26 protein-coding genes and 1 pseudogene are annotated in these 21,666 nt (G+C 29.7%); 5 read left to right on the forward strand and 22 right to left on the reverse strand.

Going from position 1 to position 21,666, the window contains the following annotated elements; genetic code table 11:
- Nucleotides 1-24 precede the first annotated feature (24 nt).
- Nucleotides 25-342, reverse strand: a complete 318-nt coding sequence (locus tag BR66_RS0113340; protein ID WP_026883378.1) for a MazG-like family protein — start codon at nt 340-342, stop codon at nt 25-27.
- A gap of 174 nt (nt 343-516) precedes the next feature.
- On the opposite strand from BR66_RS0113340, the gene BR66_RS0113345 reads away from it, so the two are divergent.
- The gene (locus tag BR66_RS0113345) at nt 517-1,425 is read left to right on the forward strand and encodes an alpha/beta hydrolase (protein ID WP_242841161.1); all 909 of its coding nucleotides are present in this window, start codon (nt 517-519) and stop codon (nt 1,423-1,425) included.
- Nucleotides 1,426-1,575: 150 nt separating this feature from the next.
- Here the strand turns inward: BR66_RS0113345 and BR66_RS0113350 are convergent, their stop codons facing one another.
- The 3 genes from BR66_RS0113350 to BR66_RS23870 form a co-directional block, all read right to left on the reverse strand.
- Nucleotides 1,576-2,397 (reverse strand): hypothetical protein, encoded by an 822-nt coding sequence (locus BR66_RS0113350; protein WP_026883380.1) that lies wholly within the window; start codon nt 2,395-2,397, stop codon nt 1,576-1,578.
- 20 nt (nt 2,398-2,417) lie between these two features.
- A complete protein-coding gene (pdxR, locus tag BR66_RS23865) occupies nt 2,418-3,908 on the reverse strand; it encodes a MocR-like pyridoxine biosynthesis transcription factor PdxR (protein WP_084156519.1) in 1,491 nt (496 codons plus the stop codon).
- Between the two features lie 70 nt (nt 3,909-3,978).
- On the reverse strand, nt 3,979-4,572 hold the full coding sequence (locus BR66_RS23870) for a hypothetical protein (RefSeq protein WP_051624240.1): 594 nt from the start codon (nt 4,570-4,572) through the stop codon (nt 3,979-3,981).
- A 406-nt stretch (nt 4,573-4,978) separates the two neighbouring features.
- On the opposite strand from BR66_RS23870, the gene BR66_RS23875 reads away from it, so the two are divergent.
- On the forward strand, nt 4,979-6,043 hold the full coding sequence (locus BR66_RS23875; protein WP_051624241.1) for a pectinesterase family protein: 1,065 nt from the start codon (nt 4,979-4,981) through the stop codon (nt 6,041-6,043).
- Between the two features lie 150 nt (nt 6,044-6,193).
- Here the strand turns inward: BR66_RS23875 and rpsR are convergent, their stop codons facing one another.
- The 5 genes and pseudogenes from rpsR to BR66_RS0113390 form a co-directional block, all read right to left on the reverse strand.
- The gene (rpsR, locus tag BR66_RS0113370) at nt 6,194-6,469 is read right to left on the reverse strand and encodes a 30S ribosomal protein S18 (protein WP_026883381.1); all 276 of its coding nucleotides are present in this window, start codon (nt 6,467-6,469) and stop codon (nt 6,194-6,196) included.
- A gap of 87 nt (nt 6,470-6,556) precedes the next feature.
- Nucleotides 6,557-6,955: pseudogene (locus tag BR66_RS0113375) on the reverse strand (single-stranded DNA-binding protein); the annotation flags it as partial.
- Between the two features lie 18 nt (nt 6,956-6,973).
- Nucleotides 6,974-7,261, reverse strand: a complete 288-nt coding sequence (gene rpsF, locus BR66_RS0113380) for a 30S ribosomal protein S6 (protein WP_026883383.1) — start codon at nt 7,259-7,261, stop codon at nt 6,974-6,976.
- A gap of 106 nt (nt 7,262-7,367) precedes the next feature.
- Entirely contained in the window at nt 7,368-7,571 is a 204-nt protein-coding gene (locus tag BR66_RS0113385) for a DUF951 domain-containing protein (protein WP_026883384.1), read from the reverse strand.
- Nucleotides 7,564-8,424, reverse strand: coding sequence for a mechanosensitive ion channel family protein (locus BR66_RS0113390; RefSeq protein WP_026883385.1), 861 nt, complete (start codon nt 8,422-8,424; stop codon nt 7,564-7,566). Before BR66_RS0113390 ends, BR66_RS0113385 begins: the two co-directional genes overlap by 8 nt.
- A gap of 256 nt (nt 8,425-8,680) precedes the next feature.
- Here BR66_RS0113390 and BR66_RS0113395 point away from each other — a divergent pair, with 256 nt between their 5' ends.
- The 3 genes from BR66_RS0113395 to yyaC are packed head-to-tail and all read left to right on the forward strand — an operon-like array spanning nt 8,681 to nt 11,070.
- Nucleotides 8,681-9,364 carry a LysE family translocator gene (locus tag BR66_RS0113395; protein ID WP_026883386.1) on the forward strand — a complete coding sequence of 228 codons (684 nt, stop codon included), beginning with the start codon at nt 8,681-8,683 and terminating at the stop codon, nt 9,362-9,364.
- Between the two features lie 34 nt (nt 9,365-9,398).
- Nucleotides 9,399-10,451: a sporulation integral membrane protein YtvI gene (gene ytvI / locus BR66_RS0113400; protein ID WP_026883387.1), complete on the forward strand. Its 1,053-nt coding sequence runs from the start codon at nt 9,399-9,401 to the stop codon at nt 10,449-10,451.
- 49 nt (nt 10,452-10,500) lie between these two features.
- Nucleotides 10,501-11,070: a spore protease YyaC gene (gene yyaC, locus BR66_RS0113405; RefSeq protein ID WP_026883388.1), complete on the forward strand. Its 570-nt coding sequence runs from the start codon at nt 10,501-10,503 to the stop codon at nt 11,068-11,070.
- Nucleotides 11,071-11,165: 95 nt separating this feature from the next.
- Here yyaC and BR66_RS0113410 read toward each other — a convergent pair whose 3' ends face one another.
- The 13 genes from BR66_RS0113410 to rpmH form a co-directional block, all read right to left on the reverse strand.
- Nucleotides 11,166-11,420: a YkuS family protein gene (locus tag BR66_RS0113410; protein WP_026883389.1), complete on the reverse strand. Its 255-nt coding sequence runs from the start codon at nt 11,418-11,420 to the stop codon at nt 11,166-11,168.
- A 53-nt stretch (nt 11,421-11,473) separates the two neighbouring features.
- A complete protein-coding gene (locus BR66_RS0113415; RefSeq protein ID WP_026883390.1) occupies nt 11,474-11,977 on the reverse strand; it encodes a DUF4446 family protein in 504 nt (167 codons plus the stop codon).
- A 45-nt stretch (nt 11,978-12,022) separates the two neighbouring features.
- Nucleotides 12,023-12,880 (reverse strand): ParB/RepB/Spo0J family partition protein, encoded by an 858-nt coding sequence (locus tag BR66_RS0113420; RefSeq protein ID WP_026883391.1) that lies wholly within the window; start codon nt 12,878-12,880, stop codon nt 12,023-12,025.
- Nucleotides 12,881-12,887: 7 nt separating this feature from the next.
- Nucleotides 12,888-13,655, reverse strand: a complete 768-nt coding sequence (locus BR66_RS0113425; RefSeq protein WP_026883392.1) for a ParA family protein — start codon at nt 13,653-13,655, stop codon at nt 12,888-12,890.
- Nucleotides 13,656-13,872: 217 nt separating this feature from the next.
- On the reverse strand, nt 13,873-14,679 hold the full coding sequence (locus tag BR66_RS0113430; protein ID WP_026883393.1) for a ParB/RepB/Spo0J family partition protein: 807 nt from the start codon (nt 14,677-14,679) through the stop codon (nt 13,873-13,875).
- Between the two features lie 155 nt (nt 14,680-14,834).
- Nucleotides 14,835-15,554, reverse strand: a complete 720-nt coding sequence (rsmG, locus tag BR66_RS0113435; RefSeq protein WP_026883394.1) for a 16S rRNA (guanine(527)-N(7))-methyltransferase RsmG — start codon at nt 15,552-15,554, stop codon at nt 14,835-14,837.
- 62 nt (nt 15,555-15,616) lie between these two features.
- Nucleotides 15,617-17,497, reverse strand: a complete 1,881-nt coding sequence (gene mnmG / locus BR66_RS0113440) for a tRNA uridine-5-carboxymethylaminomethyl(34) synthesis enzyme MnmG (RefSeq protein ID WP_084156520.1) — start codon at nt 17,495-17,497, stop codon at nt 15,617-15,619.
- A 9-nt stretch (nt 17,498-17,506) separates the two neighbouring features.
- Nucleotides 17,507-18,886, reverse strand: coding sequence for a tRNA uridine-5-carboxymethylaminomethyl(34) synthesis GTPase MnmE (mnmE, locus tag BR66_RS0113445; RefSeq protein WP_026883396.1), 1,380 nt, complete (start codon nt 18,884-18,886; stop codon nt 17,507-17,509).
- Nucleotides 18,887-18,962: 76 nt separating this feature from the next.
- Nucleotides 18,963-19,589, reverse strand: coding sequence for an RNA-binding cell elongation regulator Jag/EloR (jag, locus tag BR66_RS0113450; RefSeq protein ID WP_026883397.1), 627 nt, complete (start codon nt 19,587-19,589; stop codon nt 18,963-18,965).
- 30 nt (nt 19,590-19,619) lie between these two features.
- On the reverse strand, nt 19,620-20,414 hold the full coding sequence (yidC, locus tag BR66_RS0113455; protein WP_026883398.1) for a membrane protein insertase YidC: 795 nt from the start codon (nt 20,412-20,414) through the stop codon (nt 19,620-19,622).
- A gap of 16 nt (nt 20,415-20,430) precedes the next feature.
- Nucleotides 20,431-20,640, reverse strand: coding sequence for a membrane protein insertion efficiency factor YidD (gene yidD, locus BR66_RS0113460; protein ID WP_026883399.1), 210 nt, complete (start codon nt 20,638-20,640; stop codon nt 20,431-20,433).
- Complete coding sequence (gene rnpA, locus BR66_RS0113465) at nt 20,603-20,977, reverse strand: ribonuclease P protein component (RefSeq protein WP_026883400.1); 375 nt, start codon at nt 20,975-20,977, stop codon at nt 20,603-20,605. The genes yidD and rnpA overlap by 38 nt, the downstream gene beginning before the upstream one ends.
- A 57-nt stretch (nt 20,978-21,034) precedes the next feature.
- Nucleotides 21,035-21,169, reverse strand: a complete 135-nt coding sequence (gene rpmH / locus BR66_RS0113470) for a 50S ribosomal protein L34 (RefSeq protein WP_026883401.1) — start codon at nt 21,167-21,169, stop codon at nt 21,035-21,037.
- Nucleotides 21,170-21,666: the final 497 nt, after the last annotated feature.

Here is a 21,666-nt window from a genome sequence, read left to right on the forward strand (position 1 = left end):
TTTCCTCCTACTTTATGCCACAAATTAATTTCTTTCTTTTAAGTGACTATACAACTTACTTAAATCTCTTCCGTCTTTTTCAATGTCATCTTCTTCAATTATACCCAATTTCAATTTTTTTTTCATCTCATCATCAATTTCTACATGAGTATAACCTATTCTACCACCTAAAACATACAATAATATTATTGCCCCGGAAATACATTCTAATATAGAATTTTGCGCTACATTACTTCCCTTGGCAAAAAGTTTATATAAATCACCTATAATACATATTATATTTGCCTTTAACTCCTCTATAATTTTAATATTTGACATTATCTTAAAATCTTCCTGCTTCATAAAAAACTCTCATCCCCTTAAACCCTTTATATCTATTTTAGTTATTTTTATAGGTTTATGCAACCACCACATTCATATAAAAATTTAAAACTGGTTCATAAAGACTTTAAGTTGTTTTTAAGATATAATTTTAATAGTAATATAAAATAGTTTTAATAGCAAGGAGGTGACATTTTGATTTTAATTGTTATTACAATACTTATAATAGTTTTGCTCTTATTTATACCTTCCATATACCTATCTAGAATAGTACTTTTCCCACAAATACGTGCTTATGATGCGACCTTTAGACTACAGAAGGAATTAGGTGCAATAAAAGACAATTTCATAAATACTCTAAAAAATGAAGAATTTTATTTGAAATCAAATTATGGATACAAGCTTCACACAGTATTTTTCCCAAATAATAATTCAAAAAAGACTATAATTCTTTGTCATGGCATTACAGATTCTTTATTTGCCTCTATGAAATATATGGATATATTCATAAAACGAGGTTTTAATGTAGTTATCTATGATCATAGATTTCATGGGAAAAGTGGTGGTCCAAACTGTAGTTATGGCTACTTCGAAAAATTTGATTTAAAAAATGTAGCCGATTGGGTATTTGAAAAATGTGGACAAGATTCCATTGTTGGTATCCTTGGCGAATCTATGGGTGCCGCTACTATTCTTCAAAACTCTCGCATCGACAAACGAATAGCTTTTTATATAGCTGATTGTCCATATTCAGATCTTACTGAATTGTTTAAAGTACGTATAAAAGCTGATTACCATCTTCCTGCGTTTCCACTAATACCAATATCAAGCTTGTTATATAAACTAACTACCAATGTGTTTTATGATGAAATTTCACCTATTAAAGATATAGCAGATGTTGAAACTCCTATGTTCTTTATTCACGGAGAAAAAGATAATTATATTCCACATAAAATGAGTATAGACTTACATAACGCAAAAAAACGTGGGATTAAAAAGCTGTACATTGCTCCAAATGCTGACCACGTTCAGTCATACTTAAAAAACATGAAAGATTATGATATGCTAGTTGGCGAATTTTTAAATAGTATTAACATTTGTTAAGTGACAAATTAAAAGACGAAATCTTTTAATTTACCTTGTTCTAATACAATAAGAAGCAGGTAGGTTTGTGTAAACAAATCTACCTGCTTCCTATTGTATTCATTTTCGGCCTAGCCGAAAATCTTCCTGAACCTGTCACTTGTAACTATTTTAATTGATGTTTTCCGTCTTCTTAGTTTCAACCTTATATATTTTCCATAAGCCTTGTACTTTTTTTAACTGAATCATTTCAGTTGTTCTATTGTTCTGATAATCTGAACTTCCATTTTTAACAATAGTTTCAACAACCTTAACTGCAGTGTCTTTATCGTCAACCGACCCAATAATATCTGCTGATTCTAGGGTATACGTTAAATTATATTTATCAAACTGATCCAATTGATCATCTTTAAATTTACTATATACAGTTGTATCTGTTCCGTCAATGGTTGCCATATATGCATTTATATCCCTTTTATTTAATGCTATTATATTATCATTCACACTGTTAAACACATCATTGCCAAATTCATTTTTAAGTACACTTTCACTGTCTATTTTCCACTTTCCGTTTACCATTTTTAAATTACTTACATAAAGGGCTTTACTGTCAAGAAATGCTGGTCCCTTTAATTTGGAAGTACTTATTATATACTGAACCTGTGCAGTACTCTTGTCCTTATTAATAACCTGCTTATCTGTTACATTAGCCTTTACAGTGTAATCCTTTAAATACTTGGTCTCTGTTGTTTTCTGTACATTGTAAGTAGTTGTCCCACTTATATAAGATGAAAGATAATCATTAATATTTTTATTATTTATTGCTTTAACTTTGTCATCAATAGGTTTTAGCAACTCAGTATCATTTACATTAGCAATCTGTTTTGTTTGAGCTTTTTTATTACCGGCACTAGTACTAGTCGTTAATGAACTGCAACCTGCTAAAGATGCTCCAATAGCTATTGTAACAATTATTATAAATCCTTTTTTCATTAATATCCCACCTAATTTTTTTATAACCTTTTTTCATTATAGTCAATTTCACCATTATTGTGCAATGGTAGTTTATGTAAACCGTTTATTACTTCTCCGATAATTTTAAATCCATTTTCTATTTCTTCTAAGGAATTCCTTGAAATTCCAAGCCTCAGCGTGTTTTTACCACCACCATCTACATAAAAAATATCACCTGGAGTAAATATTACATTTTTGTAAACACATTCTTTTAAAACCGCTCTAGCATCTATTCCTTTTAATTTTATAAATATATGCATTCCACCTTCGCCATATATAGAACTGTATGCTATGTATTTTTCTGCACACTTTAGCGCAAATTCATACTTATTTTTGTATTCTTTTCTTATGGATTTAATATACCTTTCTAAGTTACCTTCTTTTAGATATTCATATAGCACAGCCTGATCTAAAAAAGATGTATGTATGTTTCTACTTCTTTTTACACTCTCTAATATAGATATAAGCTTTTCATCTGCCAATATCCAACCTATTCTAAGTCCAGGGAAAAGTATTTTTGAAAAACTCCCCACATAGACTACACTATTTCCTTCCCCTTGAAGTGCTGCAATTGGTGCTATATGTGATCCTGTATATCTAAGTTCTTCATTAAAGCCATCTTCTATAATTGGAACCTTAAATTCCTTTAAAATATTGTATATCTCTACTCTTTTTTGAGATGATGTAACAATGCTAGTTGGATTATGATATGAAGGAATCAAATAACAAAGTTGAACTCTGTTCTCCTTAAGTTTTTCTCTAAGCACGTCAATTTTCATACCATCTTTATCCATATCTATGCCAATTATATTTAAGCCATGAAGCCTCATAAGCTTTATTACTGTATTGTGGGTTGGATTTTCTGTAATTACATTATCTCCAGGCCTAGTAATTGATGCTAAAATTATATCCATCCCTTCAGTGAACCCATTTGTCACCAAAATCTTTTTTTCTGATGTATTAATTCCTTTGCTTTCCATATACTGCATGAGGTATTCAATAAGAGGCTTATAACCTATTGCATAACCGTAATTCAAAAGTTTGCTTCCCTCTAGGGCAATACGGTTTAAAAATGCTCTTTTAAAATCCTCAATATTAAACAAATTTTCATCAGGGGCTATACTTTTAAATGAAATCATACCTTTTTTATATAAAATTTCATGTTTCATTATATCTAATTTTTCTGAGTTTCTAGCATAATCTGCTATTTGGTCTTCCCAAGTCAAACTCCATTTTTGTAAATTGGTAACATGTATATGGTCTACAAAAGCACCTTGACCTTTTTTAATGTATATTAAACCTTCATCTTCTAAAAACTCGTATGCTGTTATTATAGTATTTCTGCTTACCTTAATAATCCCAGCAAGTTCCCTAGTTGATGGTAATTTTTCACCCTTTAAAAGCATTCCCTTTAGTATCATATCTTTAAAATAGTTTTTTATCTGTATATACGCTGGTGCCTTACCATGTAAATTTATATCAAATAGCATAACTTTCACCTTTATATTCCTAGCCCTTATTATCTAAAAAAAATAATTTTTTTAGTCTTATGTTTCTGTTTTAAACTCCATAATCCGTGGTTTTTTGAAAGACATCTGCTAAGTCTGATGGGTTAAGAATCCATACTTTATTATAAGTCTTTGAGAGCATAATATTTTCATTTGATCTGAAAATTGTCTCTACATCATTCCATAATATGAGCTTACTTGATAATTTGAAACCCAATCTAACCATTGGCTTTGCAATTCCCATTCTTCTAAGAATTCCTTCTGTTCCAATATCAGCAGCAACTACAAAAATATTTGTACCGTAGTTTAATAATCTTATATCATTTACTCTAACTACTTTTCTACCGTTTACATCAATTATTTGTTTGTCTAATACATGTTGTGCCAAAAATACCACATGCTCCAAATTAATATCTTCAATTTTATTGATAATCATTATATATTGACCATCTTGTTTTTTTACAAAGATGTCTTGCCATTTAAAATTTATAATCCCTTTTGAAGTTTTTACTTTTACAGCCTTAACTATTGGATTCTTTAGTTTATTTACAACGCCAATGTCTTTTATTTTTCCAAAAAATTTGCTGTCTTTTGTAAAAACTTTACCTCCAAGGATCCTACTTAAATAAAAACCATTCATTTCCATAGTACATCCCCCTTGTATCAGAAGAATGCACTAAAATGATTTACTTATGTTTTCAGTACACCCCTTTGATACTATTCTTTTTTATTTTTATAGAACAAAATTTCGGGCCACTTTCCATTGAATAAACCACTCCTATTTTATATAAATTTATCTTTTATGATTTTTAACTAATCTGCCTTATAGTTTATTATATTCCTCTACCACAAATATGCAATCATAACATAGAATTTTACATGAATTTTAATTATATATTTTAACATGAAAACATATTTATACCTTTTGAGTATTTATATTGATTTTTATGCTAGTGTTTATTATACTAATATTGTATATTGCTGTTAACGTTTCCATATAGTTAAAATCTTTTTTGCAACTTATATATGTTCTATATTATGGGGGGATTTAAATGAAAAATTCAACAATTATATCTTACAATACTGTAGTTGATATTAATTTTAAAGGATCTGATGGAACAAAACTCAACGGAATTGAAACTTATAAAACCATTACAGAAGCTTTATCAAAAGCTCCAAAATCATCAAAAACTGAATATATAATATTCATAAAATCCGGACGATATAATGAAAAAATAACAGTGGATAAGCCAAATATAACTCTTATTGGCCAAAACATGAGTAAAACAAAAATCACCTTCGCCGCAGCAAATTCAATGCTAAAACCGGATGGAACAACTTATGGAACTTTCGGTAGCGCAAGTGTCTCTGTTATTGCGGAAAATTTTAAAGCAGAAAATTTAACTTTTGAAAATGCCTTTGATTACCTTAAAAATAAATCTAAACCTGATAATGATCAAACAAAACTGGCAAATCCACAAGCAGTTGCACTTAGCTTTGATAATGGCTGTAATCGCGCCTACATTAAAGATTGCATAATTACCGGATATCAAGACACGTTATATGCTAATTCCGGTACTTTATACTTCACAAACTGCTACATCGCTGGATGTATTGATTTTATCTTTGGTGCTGGTCAAGCTTTTTTTAACAAATGCGACATAGTGTCTTTAGATATGGGTAGTAATACTAATAATGGTTATATAACTGCTGCAAGTACAAATATATTAAATAAATATGGATTTGTTTTTTACAAATGCACTATAAAAAAAGGACACAATAAAATCACTGATCACACTGTCTCTTTAGGAAGGCCATGGCACCCTACAACCTCATTTCCTAATGGTACTCGGGAGGCAGACCCAAACGCTGTAGGTAGCGTTATATATATGAATTGCACTATGTTCTCACACATTACTATAAACGGTTGGGAGAAGATGCAGGGCAGGGATAAAAAGGGTGATCTAATTTGGTTTATGCCTGAGACTTCAAGATTTTATGAATATGAGAATAAAGGACCTGGCGTAGCTCAAAATCCATCTAGAAAACAACTTTCAAAAAAAGAGGCAAAAAACTGTACCGAAAAAAATGTTTTATGTGGCTGGGAACCCAAATGAAACGGTTAAAAGTTAAGAGTGACAAGTTATAGAAGATTTTTCGGATAGAACCTAAAAAATCAATAAAAAAAAGGAATGTAAAAGGATTTGTTTACACAAGTCTTTTTACATTCCTAAACATATTAATAACAATTATTAAAATTGCTACTACTACTCAGTTGTATATGGTAGTAAAGCTATGTTTCTTGCTCTCTTAATAGCTTCAGTTAACATTCTTTGATGTTTTGCACAGTTTCCAGAAATTCTTCTAGGTAGAATCTTTCCTCTTTCTGTGATATATTTTCTTAATTTATTAATATCTTTGTAATCCACGTGGACAGCTTTATCGATGCAGAAAGAACAAATCTTCTTCTTCATTCTTCTTCCTCTTGGAGCACCTTTTTTAGCGTCTCTTCCTTCTCTTGCGTTTCCATTATCTCTGCTCATTTTTTCTCCTCCTTACCTAAAAATTTAGAACGGTATATCTCCATCGTCTATTGGCGTAATATCTTCACCAATACTTGATTTATTCATATCTCTACCGGAACTCGGTCTATTTGTATCTCTCATTGAATCAGATTGATTTTCATCCATTCCTGCAGAGGCTTTATTGCCTCCCCATTCAAGGAATTGCACTTCTTCAGCAACTACTTCCGTCACATATCTTCTTGTGCCATCTTTTGCATCATAAGTTCTGGTTTGTATTCTACCACTAATTCCTATAAGCTTTCCTTTGCTCATGTAGTTAGCTGTAGATTCAGCTTGTTTGCCCCATACTACTATTGGAACAAAATCTGCTTCTCTCACACCATCTTTATTTGGAAGTCTTCTATCAACTGCTACAGTAAAGGTGGCAACAGCATTTCCATTTCCCGGAGTAAACTTGAGCTCGGGGTCCTTAGTAAGTCTGCCTATTAAAACAACTTTGTTCATTTTAACACCACCGTTAAATTATTCTTCTTCTCTTATTATCATATGTCTTACAACACCATCAGTAATTCTGAATACACGATCTAATTCTTTCGGTAATTCAGTACCGGATGTGAAATTTATCAATGTATAAAAACCTTCGTTTACTTTCTTTATTTCATATGCAAGTTTTCTCTTGCCCCAATCATCAACGTTATCGATTGTTCCACCACCATTTTCAATTACACCTTTGAACTTTTCGACGCCAGCTTTAAGAGCTTCTTCGTCTAATGATGGTTCCAATATGAATAGAGTTTCATACTTTCTCATTATCATTTACATTCACCTCCTCCCCTTGGTCTATGGCTATGCATTTTACATAGCAGGGATTACAAAAAATAATTATATCATAATTATTAAAAAATATCAATTTTTTTTACTCAACACCTTCTTGTTTTGCTTGAATTATCTCCTTTAAATCCTTTTCAAACTTGCTTCTTGGTATCATAACTATTCTTCCACAACCTGTACATTTTATTTTTATATCTGCTCCATTTCTTATTATTTCCCATGCATTTACTCCACATGGATGTTGCTTTTTCATCTTTACAATATCGCCCAAATTAAATATTTTATTCATTTTTCCCCTCCGTTATTGTATCTGTTTTATTACTGGCTATTTTTATGTTGTTTTTTTCTAATTCGTACATTATAAATCTTCTAAGATCAACTTCATTATGAGCCTGAGTTGATGGTTTTACCTTTCCAATAACAGATATATTCATGCCAATGACTTTAAATTCTGTTATTCCAAAAACTTCAGGTTTCATAATTACTTCATCTTTCGCTTGGTTATAAAAATTATCACATGCCAAATTTATTATTTTAAAAACATTATCTATATCTTCCTTGTAATCTATACATATTAAGGCACTAATACTTATGTTTCCTCTAGAATGATTAGTTACATCTTTAATTGTACCATTGGGTATAATATATAAATCTCCGTTAAATGCTCTTACTTTTGTAACTCTTAATTCTATGCTTTCAACCATACCTGATTTCTCTTCAATTGTTACATGATCTCCTACTACATATTGATTTTCAAAAAGTATGAAAAATCCATTTATAACATCTTTAATTAAATTTTGTGATGCAAGTCCAATTGTTACACCACCAATACTAGCTAATGTAAGATTTACAGTTCCAAATATGGTCATAATACCAAAAAAATACACCACATATTTAAGCAAACTTTGTAGTACTGCACTAAGAGTTTTTGCTTTTTTTAAATCTGTGGAAAACATTGTATGTTGTTTTTTTAATGTTTTTTCAATTACTTTACTACCTATCTTTATGGTAGCATACATGAGTAAAATGGTTATTACTATTTGAAAGCAATCATCAAAAAATTTACTGATATTTAAATTTACACCACTGAGTTTATCTAGCTTAACACTCAAATCTGTAAATATTGACGTCATATTTATCATTTTACAACCACCTTAATATTTTTATTATAATATATCATAAATTCTTTGTTTTCAAAAGTTAACTTATACATGTATTACGCATTTTATAAATAAATAATATTTATTTATAAAGTTAATAATATATATGGTATAATACACCATATATCCTTGTATTAACGTTTGTGCACCCATATTCTAGCTTTGATAGCCTTTTTATAGAATATATAACTGCACACTTAAATGATATATAATTTAATAATATTAATGAGGTATATTTATGAACATGCTTATGCTCTTAATGAAAGCAACAATTATAGGAATAGCTACCGGCTTTATAATGTCAATTCCTATTGGTCCAAGTGGAATTGAATCAGTTAAAAGAACCGCATCTATGGGTTATAAGGAGGGTCTTAAAGTTTCATTAGGTGCAGTAAGTGCTGATATATTTTATCTACTGTTAATAAATGCAGGCCTAGCAAACATATTAAGCAGAAATAGAAAAACAGAAGCAATATTCTGGATAATATCCGGTTTATTATTGTCCCTAATTGGGTATAATTCAATTAGGAACCACAAGGGTAATACTACTGTTTTTTCTAGATTTATGAAAAATTCAAATATAAGTTCATTATCCTTTGCCACTGGTTTCATGATAACAGCATCTAACCCAATGACTCCATCAATATGGCTAGCAATGAGTGGAACTGTACTTAAAGCATGGTATCATATAAGTAAAGTAGGCTACTTTGTTTTTATTATTTCTATAATTATAGGAATGATTTTATGGTTTTCTCTATTAAATTTCCTAGCCTACAAAGGATTTAATATTTTATCACATGAAAAGTCAACAAACACAGTTTCATTTTTAATGCTAGGTACAATTCTTACTGGTTTTGCTTTTATTATTTGGGGGATTTATCGGTATTTTGACTTTAATTTATTATTGCTACCTCATATTTAAAAAACATTTTATACTGTAAGGAGGTTTAATTCATTTGGATAGATTTCTAGCTAAACTTGACAGAGCTATAATTTTTTCCGTTATTTATACATTTTGTTTTGTAATATTTTTTAAAACCATTGCTTATACCTTACCATTTGTACTTGCTTTATTATTTGCATTTATAATTCAGATTCCAACAAATTTACTTATTAAAAAATTAAAGTTAAAAAATTATATTGCTGCTCTTATTACAACAACTATTTTTTCTTTGACTATTATTTTCATTATGGTATTTATAATCGCCTCTATAACTAATGAAGGAATTACTTTGGCTAAAAATGCTCAGACATATGTTGTTCAAGCATCTCCAAAGGTAAATAATTTAGTAGATAGCTTACAGAAAATTTATAAAAACCTGGATCCTTCAATAGCAAATACTATAGAGCAAAATCTTTCTAGTTATGTTACAAAAACATTAAGTACTACTTTGGATATATCTGGAAAATTAATGACTTATATAGTGAATTTAGTATCATCTATACCTTACGTAGTTATGGTTATAACCTTCACTTTTATCTCCACCTACTTTTTTACAAGAGATCTTTCTAATGCTAAACATAAATTTAAAGACTCTTTACCTTCGGATAAAAGTGATAAAATTCTTGATATAATTACTCATGTTAAGAAAATGTTTTTTAATTACTTTTTGTCAGAACTAATTATAATAGGTATTACTCTTGTAGAAACACTAATTGCTTATTCAGTACTTGGGGTTAATTATATAATTTTATTATCCTTAATAACTGCTATTTGTGATTTTTTACCAATAGTGGGCATAGCAATTATATATTTCCCTGCAGCACTTATCTACCTTTTAATGGGCAATTATTTTACTGCAATAGGTCTTGTAATTGCCTATGTTGTAATTTCAATAATAAGGCAGATTATTGAACCTAAAATTGTTTCATCCACCATGGGTATACACCCTGTTGCCGCATTAGCAGCATTATTTATTGGACTACAAGCTGGTGGAGTTATGGGCATAATATTCTGTATGTTCTACGTACTAATTTTTAATATGCTTAAGAATATAGAAATATTATAGTATAAAAAACCTCCTTTTAGGTGAAAATTACAAAAAAGGAGGTTTTTTTATGATTGATAAAACAATAATTAATTCCAATGAAACAAGATCTATTTTCATACTTACAGATATATTATCAGAAGAATTTTCATTAGTACTAAAAGAAGACAGACCAATTGTATTTTTATGCATCGGTACAGATAGATCTACTGGTGATTCCTTAGGACCTCTTGTAGGCGATAAATTAACTTTACTTTTAAGAAATAAAATATTTTGCTATGGAAATCTAAAATCCCCTGTACATGCTAAAAACTTAACTAACACTCTAAATGAAATAAAAAAAACATACAATAATCCGTACATAATAGCTATAGATGCCTGTCTAGGTAGTAGTCAAAGTGTAGGTAATATAATAATAGAAAGTAAGCCTCTTTTCCCTGGTGCAGCAATGCATAAACTCCTTCCACCTGTTGGTGACTTAAGTATTACTGGTGTTGTAAATATTTCTGGAACATTAGAATTTATAGTTCTGCAAAATACAAGACTTTTTACTGTTATGCAACTGGCTGATATTATTTCAAAGGGAATCTACCACTCCATAATTAAAACTCTAAATTTCAAAAAAATTTCCTCTATCTAATTTAATCCTTTGAATTTTATATTAATGATTTAACTTTTTATTTTGTTTTTTTATTTATAAAGCTTGTTTGAATGAGAATTTTCACCTATGAGAAGTTAAAAAATTGATGTATAAAGTCTGTTCTTTAGTATATATTCTATTTCATCTATACTTTTACTACCTATGTCGATTATTAACATACCATCTTTTTTTATGCTATTTTCACAACCAATATGATTTAATCCTCCATTTTTCAAATCACATATAAGTGCATCACAATCATTATTTGAATTTATAGTTACAATTGTATAACCTCTTTTCTTTAATTCCTCACTTACATACCTAAGTTCATCTGAAACACATATTTTCATATAAAAAACCTCCCTTGGAATATTATTTCCATAGAGAGGTTTTTATATTCATTTTATCCTATTTTTTCAATAGCATTATTTAATACTGTATTTTCTTCGACAGACAACTCATATCTTGATATACCTTTATCAACTGGTTTTGCATATGTTGTGCTCTCATTTCTTCCATAAATACTTGTAATAACTACACCATCTTTATTATTATCAAGCATCGCTATTGAAAAACTTAAATCACTTCCAACATTCTCAAAAGCTTTAAACCGTAAAACTGAAATGTTTTGCAAACATTTATCAACTTTTTCATGTATATCAGAATATAATTTTTTTATTTCGTCTGATTCCTCAGTTGTCTTTTCCACTCTATCCATATATGAGGATATTAATTCTTCAAGATTGGTATTATCTATACCCCTTGTGAGCTTTTTAAGTCTCACTTCAACTCTATCAATTGATTTGCCATAAATTATTATAATTATAAACAATATAATAACAAGTAAAATCAGTGCTGCTACTATGTATATACTATAGGCATTATAAATTTCCATTATATTTTGCATCTAGATTCTTCCTTTCATAATTACGCTATGTTCCACGTGAAACATTTACAATTTTAGTATTTCAAGTATTCTTTGCAAATCATCATTGGAGTAATATTCTATTTCGATTTTTCCTTTGTTATTTTTACTTTTCAAATTTACCTTCGTACCAAATACTCCTTCTAATCTATCACGTATATCCCTTATATATCCTGCAAATTTTTCATCCACATCTTCTTTAATTACGTCTTCTTTTTTTTCTTGTAATCTTTTAATTAGTTTCTCTGTTTCCCTTACACTAAGGCTTTCATCTATTATTTGCTGTGCTAACTTATATTGAAGCTCATTATCATCAATTCCTAAAATTGTTCTAGCATGTCCTTCTGAAATTATACCATCCATTAAATACGCTTGAACTCTTCCATCTAAATTTAATAATCTAATACAATTTGTGATTACAGTTCTTGATTTCCCCACTTTTTTCCCTAACTCCTCTTGAGTTAGATTAAATTCTCCAAGTAGTTTTTTATATGCTAAAGCCTCTTCAATTGGATTTAAATCCTCTCTTTGGATATTTTCTATTAATGAAACTTCAAGCAGTTCTTTATCTGTTAATTCCATTATTACTGCAGGTATATCAGAAAGCCCAATGCTCTTTGCAGCTCTCCATCGCCTTTCTCCAGCGACAATTACATAATTATCATCCTTTTTCATTAAAACAAGAGGTTGAATAATTCCATGTTCCTTGATTGATTCAGCTAAATTTTTTATTTTTTCATCATCAAAATTTTTTCTTGGCTGGTCTGTGTTTGCTTTAATCAAATTAATTGATATGAGATTCACACTACTATTTCTAGCTTCCTCCACATTATTTTGATTGATTAATGCTCCAAGACCTCTACCTAATCCACCTTTTTTATTCATACTTTAATCACCTCTTTTGTCTCATTAAAAACTCTTCAGCTAGCTCTCTGTAGCACTCCGCACCCTTACATTTCTCATCATAAAGCAAAATTGGTAATCCAAAACTCGGTGCTTCCGCAAGCCTAATGTTTCTTGGAATAGTGGTTTTATAAATTTTTTCACCAAAGTATTTATTTACCTCATTATAAACCTCGTTTGAAAGTTTTGTTCTGTTACTATACATAGTTAGGACTACTCCCTCTACAGCAAGGTTTTTATTTAATGATTTATTAACTAAATGAATTGTATTAATAAGCTGTCCAACCCCTTCTAATGCATAAAATTCAGCTTGTATTGGAATCAACACACTATCTGATGCACATAACGCATTAATTGTTAAAAGCCCAAGAGATGGTGGACAGTCTATAAATATATAATCATATTCATTTTCAACTTCTTTAATCTTATCTTTTAATATAGATTCTCTATTTTTAATATCAATTATTTCAACTTCTGCTCCCGCTAGTTCTAAAGTTGATGGAGCTATAAAGAAATTATCAATAATTTCTGATTTAATTATAATATCCTGTAATTTTTGATCTGTGGTAATAACATCATACATTGATTCTTGTATTGTTGTTTTATCAAATCCTAATCCACTTGTTGTGTTTCCTTGAGGATCAATGTCTATAGTCAATATTTTATAACCTTGCATTGCTAAATATGAACATAGATTTATGTTGGTTGTAGTTTTACCAACCCCACCTTTTTGATTGAATATGCTCACTACTTTCATTTAATTTCACCTCTTTCCATTAATGTCTATCTTATTTTAGCAGATATAATATAAAATAATACAACAAAATTTTATTATTTCACATTATCATTATAATATGATACTTAAACTTTATAAATAGATTTTACAAAACATTTATAATAAACTTTGATTTTTCATAACTTTAGCTACAAATATATGAATTTTCATAAAAAATAGACTCACATAAAATGTGAGTCTATTTTTTCTTTGTTCCACGTGAAACATTTTTTTTAGGTATCTTAATTGTAACTTCAATAAATTCTTCTAATTCACGTGATCTATAGTTAGCATCTATTCCATACTTATCAAATACCTGTTTAATTGTATTAATATAAATTTTAGGACTAAAAATTCCTTTTATTCGTTTCGTTCCATCTGATGCTATATCTACGTTAGCAATTTTAAATAATTCTCTTTCAACTAATTCTTCAGTCTTTTTAACGTTTAATTCCTGCTTTATTATTAATTTTAAGACTTTTTTCTGTAGCCTTAAATTGGGCAATTTCAATAATGCTCTAGCATGTCTCTCAGTTAATGCATTTTTCAAGATAAATTTTCTAAGTTCACTATCAAGTTTCAATACCCTTATCTTATTTGCTACTGTTGATTGCTTTTTACCAATACTTAATGCAAGCTTTTCCTGGGTATATCCATGCTCTTTAATAAGATTGTAATAAGCCTCTGCCTCTTCTATAAAATTTAAATCTTCCCTTTGAAGATTCTCAAGAAGCGCAATAGCAGCTGAGTCCTTGTCAGAAATATCTACCACTATCGCTGGAACAGATTTCAACCCAGCAATTTTTGCTGCTCTTAGTCTTCTTTCACCAGCCACAAGTTCATATTTTCCCTCAATGTCTTTTCTAACTGATAATGGTTGTATTATACCATAATTTTTTATTGATTGCGCTAGCTCATTAAGTGCTCCTTCATCAAAAAACTTTCTTGGCTGATACGCATTAGCATAAACACAATCTGTTGGTATATATAGTATATCCTCACTAATCATAGTAGAAACCATCCCTCATATATATTTCATTAGGCAGGTGAAATGGAATAACTTAGAATACTTACTAGTTATTTTTTCAAGATGCCCTAACCTATATTTTTCTTCATTAAATGATAAAATCCTTCTTTTTAACAATAATTTAATAAACTTATTTATTTCAATGGTTTTTTTGTAACCATACCAGCTTTTCTTGGATATTTTATATCTGTTGATTTCATCTTCTTTATTATAACTAAATTATGATTCATTTCACTATCTTCCATATCTACTTTTATAACTTCTTGTATTCTACCGCCTAAAGTACCTATAGCATTTTTTGAATCTTTAAGCTCCTGTTCAATACTTGGACCTTTAAGAGCCAAAAAATATCCTCCAACTTTTACATATGGCATACAAAACTCACTTAATACTGTCATATTAGCCACAGCCCTTGAGGTTGCTATATCAAATTTTTCTCTATACTCTTTATCTTTAGCAAAATCTTCTGCTCTACCGTGAATTGCCTTAATATCCTTCAAATCTAGTTCATTTATCACTTCATTAAGAAAGTTTATTCTTTTATTTAATGAATCAAGAAGTACAACTTCCTTGCCACTATTAACTATTTTTATTGGTATGCCAGGAAATCCAGCACCTGTACCCACATCAATAATATTCTTTGCATCTTTTAAAAATTTAAAATTAAAGGATTTTATAGAATCAATAAAATGTTTTTGGATTATCTCCGAATCATCTGTTATAGCTGTAAGATTAATTTTTTTATTCCATTCCTGTATCATTTCTTTATATTTAATAAATTTATTGTATTTATTTTCATCAAAGGTTAACCCTACTTTTTCACATGCCTTGCTCATTGCATCAAAATATATCATTTTTCCTCCTTTAAGTTATATTATTGCTATTTATTGATATTTGTTTGCATTAATGTATATTATTATGCTGTTCTGAAGTATTGCTCTAAATATATCATTAAAACTGATATATCTGCAGGTGAAACTCCTGAAATTCGTGATGCCTGACCTAAATTAGCCGGTCTCAATTTATCCATCTTCTGAATTGCTTCTACTCTTAAGCCTCTAACCATATTAAAGTCTATATCATCAGGTATGACTCTACTTTCAAATTTTTTGAACTGACCCACCTGCTCAATTTGCTTAGAAATATATCCCTCGTACTTAGTCATAATTTCAACTTCATCAGTTATGTGCTTTAATAAATCCGGTCTTTCTTTATCTAAACCTTCTAAAATATTATAGTTAAGCTCAGGTCTTTTTATAAGTTCGTATAAGCTAACCGGTTTTTTTAATGGTGTTGAGTCCAAAGTAACAAGGAAATCATTCACTTCAACTTTGTTAGTAATTTGAAGCTTCTTTAATCTATATATTTCATCTTCAATAGCTTTTTTTCTACTCGTGAAACTATTGTATCTTAGGTCAGTAACTAATCCAACTTTTCTACCCATATCAGTTAACCTTAAATCAGCATTATCCTGTCTAAGTAGAAGCCTATACTCTGCACGAGACGTCATCATTCTATAAGGTTCATTTGTACCTTTAGTCACTAAATCATCAATTAACACACCAATATAAGCATCTGATCTGCTTAACACTAGAGGTTCTTTATTCATTACCTTTAATGCCGCATTAATTCCTGCCATAAGACCTTGGCTTGCAGCTTCCTCATACCCTGAACTTCCATTTAATTGCCCCGCACCAAATAATCCTTGTATTTTTTTGAATTCTAGAGACAACTTTAATTGAATGGGATCAATGCAATCATATTCAATAGCATATGCAGTTCTTAGTATTTCCGCATTCTCAAGTCCAGTTACCGTTCTAAGCATCTTTAATTGAACTTCCTCAGGAAGAGAACTAGACATTCCTCCAACGTACATTTCATTGGTATTTTCGCCCTCTGGTTCAATAAATATTTGATGCTGATTTTTATCTGGAAATCTCATAACTTTATCTTCAATAGACGGACAATATCTTGGTCCAATACTTTTAAGGGTTCCATTATACAATGGTGACCTGTCTATATTTTCTCTAATTACATTATGAGTCTCCTCATTAGTATAAGTTAGATAACAAAGTACTTGTTCCCTTTCTATCTTTTCGCTTATAAATGAAAATGGCGTAAGTACTTCATCCCCTGGCTGCTCTATCATCTTTGAAAAATCCACTGACCTTTTATTTACTCTAGCTGGAGTACCTGTCTTAAAACGCCTAAGCTCTATACCTGCATCTATAAGGCTTTGTGATAATTCATTTGCCGGAAACAGTCCGCTAGGTCCGCCACTATAATTTACTTCTCCAATGATTATTCTTGCTTTAAGATATGTTCCCGTGGCTAAAACAACAGCTTTAGCATGAAAATAAGCGCCATTTTTAGTAAGAACCCCTTTGACTTTTTCACCATCCATATCAATACTAATAACTTCTATCTGTTTTATATATAAATTTTCTTGATTTTCTAGCACATATTTCATTCTTTCTGAGTATCTTTTTTTATCCGCTTGTGCTCTTAAAGAATGAACTGCTGGTCCTTTTGATAAATTAAGCATCTTTGATTGGGTAAAGGTATGATCAATATTTACACCCATTTCTCCACCCAATGCATCAATTTCCCTAACCAAATGTCCTTTGGCAGTTCCTCCTACATTGGGATTACAAGGCATCATTGCTATACTATCTAAATTCATTGTGCATACTAACGTTTTTGCTCCCATTCTAGCTGATGCAAGTGCTGACTCGCATCCCGCATGTCCAGCCCCAATTACTATTACATCAAAACTATCACTATCATATTTAATCATAACATTCACCTACTTCCCTAAACAAAAATTTTTGAATATTTTATCAATGAGATCTTCTTCTAATGTATCTCCAGTAACCTCACCTAAAGCGTACCAAGCATTTCTTACGTCTATTGAAGCTAAATCAATTGCTTGTGTGTTTTTTAGTGCTGTTAATGAATCAATTAGACTATTTTTTGCTTTTATTAATGCAGCTTTATGCCTAGTATTGGTAATAATATAATCATTTAATTTAATATCGCCTTTAAAAAATAGATTTTTTATTTTGTTTTTTAATTCAACTATACCAAGAGCATTTTTCGCTGAAATTTCAATTATAAATTCAGGATTAATATCTTTTATACTCTTTTCGTCTATTTTTCTAGGTAAATCTATTTTGTTTAATAAAACAATATACTTTTTATTCTTTATATACTCAATTATCTCTAAATCTTTTTCATCTAAAGCGGAGCTGGAATCCAACATGAATACTATTAAATCAGCTTCTTCTATCTTTTGTTTTGACTTTTCAACGCCAATTTTTTCTATTATATCCTCTGTTTCACGTATTCCTGCAGTATCCATTATATTTATTGGTATACCATCAATATTTATATATTCTTCAATAACGTCTCTTGTTGTTCCTGCAACATCTGTGACAATTGCTCGATTTTCTTCTAATAATACATTTAAGAGTGAAGACTTTCCAACATTAGGCTTACCAACAATTGCAGTTTTTAGGCCTTCTCTCAATATTTTACCTTCATCTGCAGTTAAAATAAGTTTTGTGATTTTATCTAAAACGACTTCAAGTACCGCTGTAGTCTTTTCAGATGTCATTTCTTCTAAATCATCCTCGGGATAATCAACAGTGGCCTCTATATGAGCAATGATTTCCAATAGTTCATCCCTCAGAATATTTATCTCTTTGGACACCCTACCTTCTGCTTGCATAACAGCAGCTTTCATACTTGCTTCTGTTTTTGCTGTTATTATATCCATTACTGCCTCTGCCTCACTAAGATCTATTCTTCCATTTAAAAATGCTCTCTTAGTAAATTCACCTGCCTCGGCAATTCTAGCTCCACATTTTAAAATTTCTTCTAATATTCTACTTGTAACAAAGATTCCACCATGGCAATTAACCTCAACAGTATCTTCAGCAGTGAAACTTTTGGGACCTTTCATAAAACTAATTATTACTTCATCAATAATACTACCGTTATTTGAATCTATTAAATTTCCATAACGCATACTATATGGTTTTATATCCAAAATATTTTCTCCGTTTTTGGCCCTAAAAATTTTATTTACAATCTCTAATGAATTACTTCCGGAAACTCTTATTATTGAAACTCCACTTTCCCCTATTGCAGTGGCTATTGCTGCTATAGTATCAAATTCTTTCATATTATTTATGGTAAGAAATTCTTACCAACTCCCTCCTCTTTTCATTTTAATCTCATAACAAGTAAAAAGAAAGCCATTAGGCTTTCTTTAAATCAATTACTACATATCTACGAGGTTCGTCACCTTCACTGTAGGTTCTAACGTATTTATCACTTTGTAGTGCTGAATGAATTATTCTTCTTTCATAAGGGTTCATAGGCTCCAGTCTCATAAGTTTACCTGTTTTTTCAACTCTATGAGACATCCTCACTGCTAATCTTTTTAATGTTTCTTCTCTTTTATCTCTATAGTTTTCAGCATCAAGTACAACTCTTTTATATTGTCCATCTTGACCTTTATTTACAACTAAATTAACAAGATATTGAATAGAATCTAAAGTCTCACCCCTATATCCAATTAAAATACCCATACTAGAACCTTTAAGTTCAATTTTAAGTACATTGTTATTTTCATTTATGTCTATTTCTGCTTCTATTTTCATATTTTCAAGAATACTTGATAAAAAGGCTCTTGCCTCTTCACAATAATCTTTACTTACCGTTACTGATATTTTGGCAGGTCTTTTTCTTATAAAACTTAAAATTCCTTTACTACCTTCATCAATAACTTGAATTTGAACCCTATTTTCATCAACACCAAGTTCACTAAGTGCATTCTTTTTTGCTTCATCAATAGTTTTGCCTACAAATTCCATACATTTCATAACGTAAGACACCCCCTTTGCAGGTTAAATCTAGTTATTATTAGATATTCTCTTTTTGTATTTATCCTTCTTATTTGTTTTGTTTTCTGAAGAATCTGCATCCCCAATAGTTTTATTATTATTACTATTATCATCATCTTCATCGTCCATTTTCCTAGAAAGCATAAGCATAACAATTCTTGTTTGCACCATTTGTATTAAATTACCTATGGTCCAATAAAGAACTAGTGCAGCATTGAATCTCATACTCATAAATAAAAATACTCCGGACATAATTAAATTCATGCTTTGTGATTGCTTTGCTTGAGCTTTATCCGCATTGTTTGCTGTCATAAGCATTCCAGAAACATATGTAGTTACACCAGAAAAAATAGGCAATATTAATGATGTCCAATCTTTAAAACTGGCAATCTTAGACAAATCATGAATCCATAAAAATCCAACGCCTTTAATGCCTGCTAATGTGGAGAATACGAAATATAATGCAATCAATATAGGATATTGGAGTATAAGTGGTAAACATCCTCCGAAAGGATTAACCCCTTTTTCTTTATATAACTTCGAAGTTTCTTCCTGAAGCTTTTTTGGGTCACTCTTATACTTAGTCTGAATTTTTTTTACCTCTGGGGCAATTCTTGTCATTAGAAACGAAGATTTTAACTGTTTATAGTTGAACGGAAATAGTATCATCCTTATTATAATTGTAAGAATGATTATTGATAACCCATATGAGATATTTTTATTGGGTACAATACCTAAAATACCATTATTTATAGCGTTAAAAAAGCTAATGAACATATTATTTAAGAAAGGGATTTTCAATATTATATCCTCCTATATTTTATTTAACCGGATCATATCCGCCTTTATTAAAAGGGTTACACCTAAAGATTCTCCAAATTGCCATAAAACTACCCTTTACTGCACCATATTTTTCTATTGCTTCAATTGCATATTGGGAACAGGTGGGATAAAATCTGCAACTTGGTCTTTTCAAAACTGATATATATTTTCTATAAAATTTTATTAATTTTATTAGCATTATTTTCATCAAAATACAAACCTGCTTTCCTAAACAGATTGTTCATAGAAGTTTCAACCTCACTGTATCCTTTATCATTACAAGCAAATCGAGCAATAAATACGAAATCATAACTTTTTTTAAATGATTCTTTGTTCAATCTATAGCTTTCTATTATTAATCTCTTAACTCTACTTCTCACTACACTTTTTCCAACTTTTTTACTTACAGATATTCCAACTCTATTGATATCCTTATTCTTGAAATTTTTAAATACATATAATACAAGAAGTTTATTAGAGAAAGATTTTCCTTTTCTATAGACTATTCTGAACTCTGAATTCTTTCTTATTTTGTCTTCTTTCATATAAATTCTGTTGCTCCTTTTCTCTGCAATTATGGAAAAAGGCCACAAAAGCGGCCTCTATGCTGTCAATTTCTTTCTTCCTTTAAATCTTCTTTTACTAAGAATATTTCTTCCTTGTGGTGTGCTCATTCTTTTTCTAAAGCCATGTTCTCTTGACCTTTGTTTCTTTTTTGGTTGATAAGTCATAAACATATTGCATGCACCTCCTTTATGCTAATCAATTTTTTATATAGCAATTTACTTACTAACTTAATTTTAGTTTTACTTTTATATTATATATTCACCTTATATTAATGTCAATATAAAGCCCTTTGTTGATAAATATAAAAGTAAAAAAATTTTATTTGTGGATAACTTCTTGAATAGATGTTTATGTTTTGCTATTATAAAAAGGGTTGTTAATAATTATAATAATAAAAAGTTATACACAGACTGTGGACAAATTTGTGCATAACTTGTTTAATTAATGAGTATAAACCATCAATTATCTTGTTTTCTATCAAAAATACTCTGTTTTGATACGATTTTACCCTGTTAATATATATATTTAAAATATTGTGGATAATTTTATTATAATATTTCTATCAACAATATTATAAACATGTGAATAACTTTTGCTTAGTTTGTCAACAACCTAAGATATATACACTAAATTTGTTGATATCATTGTTAATAACTTTTTTATTTTC

Source organism: Clostridium akagii DSM 12554, from assembly GCF_000686725.1.
In the GTDB taxonomy this organism is placed as follows: domain Bacteria; phylum Bacillota; class Clostridia; order Clostridiales; family Clostridiaceae; genus Clostridium_I; species Clostridium_I akagii.

What these genes read in the sequence shown, in the direction of transcription:
- rpsF (WP_026883383.1), bottom strand. Translation starts at nt 7,261, where the DNA reads ATGAGAAAGTATGAAACTCTATTCATATTGGAACCATCATTAGACGAA.
- BR66_RS0113385 (WP_026883384.1), bottom strand. Translation starts at nt 7,571, where the DNA reads ATGAATAAAATATTTAATTTGGGCGATATTGTAAAGATGAAAAAGCAA.
- mnmG (WP_084156520.1), bottom strand. Translation starts at nt 17,497, where the DNA reads ATGATTAAATATGATAGTGATAGTTTTGATGTAATAGTAATTGGGGCT.
- BR66_RS0113415 (WP_026883390.1), bottom strand. Translation starts at nt 11,977, where the DNA reads ATGCAAAATATAATGGAAATTTATAATGCCTATAGTATATACATAGTA.
- BR66_RS0113425 (WP_026883392.1), bottom strand. Translation starts at nt 13,655, where the DNA reads ATGAAAGTAGTGAGCATATTCAATCAAAAAGGTGGGGTTGGTAAAACT.
- jag (WP_026883397.1), bottom strand. Translation starts at nt 19,589, where the DNA reads ATGAAATGTATGGAATTTGTAGGCAAAACTATTGATGAAGCAAAAAAG.
- rnpA (WP_026883400.1), bottom strand. Translation starts at nt 20,977, where the DNA reads ATGAAAGAAGACAAAATAAGAAAGAATTCAGAGTTCAGAATAGTCTAT.
- mnmE (WP_026883396.1), bottom strand. Translation starts at nt 18,886, where the DNA reads ATGAAAGAATTTGATACTATAGCAGCAATAGCCACTGCAATAGGGGAA.
- rsmG (WP_026883394.1), bottom strand. Translation starts at nt 15,554, where the DNA reads ATGATATATTTTGATGCAATGAGCAAGGCATGTGAAAAAGTAGGGTTA.
- BR66_RS23875 (WP_051624241.1), top strand. Translation starts at nt 4,979, where the DNA reads ATGAAAAATTCAACAATTATATCTTACAATACTGTAGTTGATATTAAT.
- pdxR (WP_084156519.1), bottom strand. Translation starts at nt 3,908, where the DNA reads ATGCTATTTGATATAAATTTACATGGTAAGGCACCAGCGTATATACAG.
- rpsR (WP_026883381.1), bottom strand. Translation starts at nt 6,469, where the DNA reads ATGAGCAGAGATAATGGAAACGCAAGAGAAGGAAGAGACGCTAAAAAA.
- yyaC (WP_026883388.1), top strand. Translation starts at nt 10,501, where the DNA reads ATGATTGATAAAACAATAATTAATTCCAATGAAACAAGATCTATTTTC.
- BR66_RS0113350 (WP_026883380.1), bottom strand. Translation starts at nt 2,397, where the DNA reads ATGAAAAAAGGATTTATAATAATTGTTACAATAGCTATTGGAGCATCT.
- BR66_RS23870 (WP_051624240.1), bottom strand. Translation starts at nt 4,572, where the DNA reads ATGGAAATGAATGGTTTTTATTTAAGTAGGATCCTTGGAGGTAAAGTT.
- BR66_RS0113420 (WP_026883391.1), bottom strand. Translation starts at nt 12,880, where the DNA reads ATGAATAAAAAAGGTGGATTAGGTAGAGGTCTTGGAGCATTAATCAAT.
- BR66_RS0113340 (WP_026883378.1), bottom strand. Translation starts at nt 342, where the DNA reads ATGAAGCAGGAAGATTTTAAGATAATGTCAAATATTAAAATTATAGAG.
- BR66_RS0113395 (WP_026883386.1), top strand. Translation starts at nt 8,681, where the DNA reads ATGAACATGCTTATGCTCTTAATGAAAGCAACAATTATAGGAATAGCT.
- rpmH (WP_026883401.1), bottom strand. Translation starts at nt 21,169, where the DNA reads ATGTTTATGACTTATCAACCAAAAAAGAAACAAAGGTCAAGAGAACAT.
- yidD (WP_026883399.1), bottom strand. Translation starts at nt 20,640, where the DNA reads ATGAAAATAATGCTAATAAAATTAATAAAATTTTATAGAAAATATATA.
- BR66_RS0113390 (WP_026883385.1), bottom strand. Translation starts at nt 8,424, where the DNA reads ATGATAAATATGACGTCAATATTTACAGATTTGAGTGTTAAGCTAGAT.
- BR66_RS0113410 (WP_026883389.1), bottom strand. Translation starts at nt 11,420, where the DNA reads ATGAAAATATGTGTTTCAGATGAACTTAGGTATGTAAGTGAGGAATTA.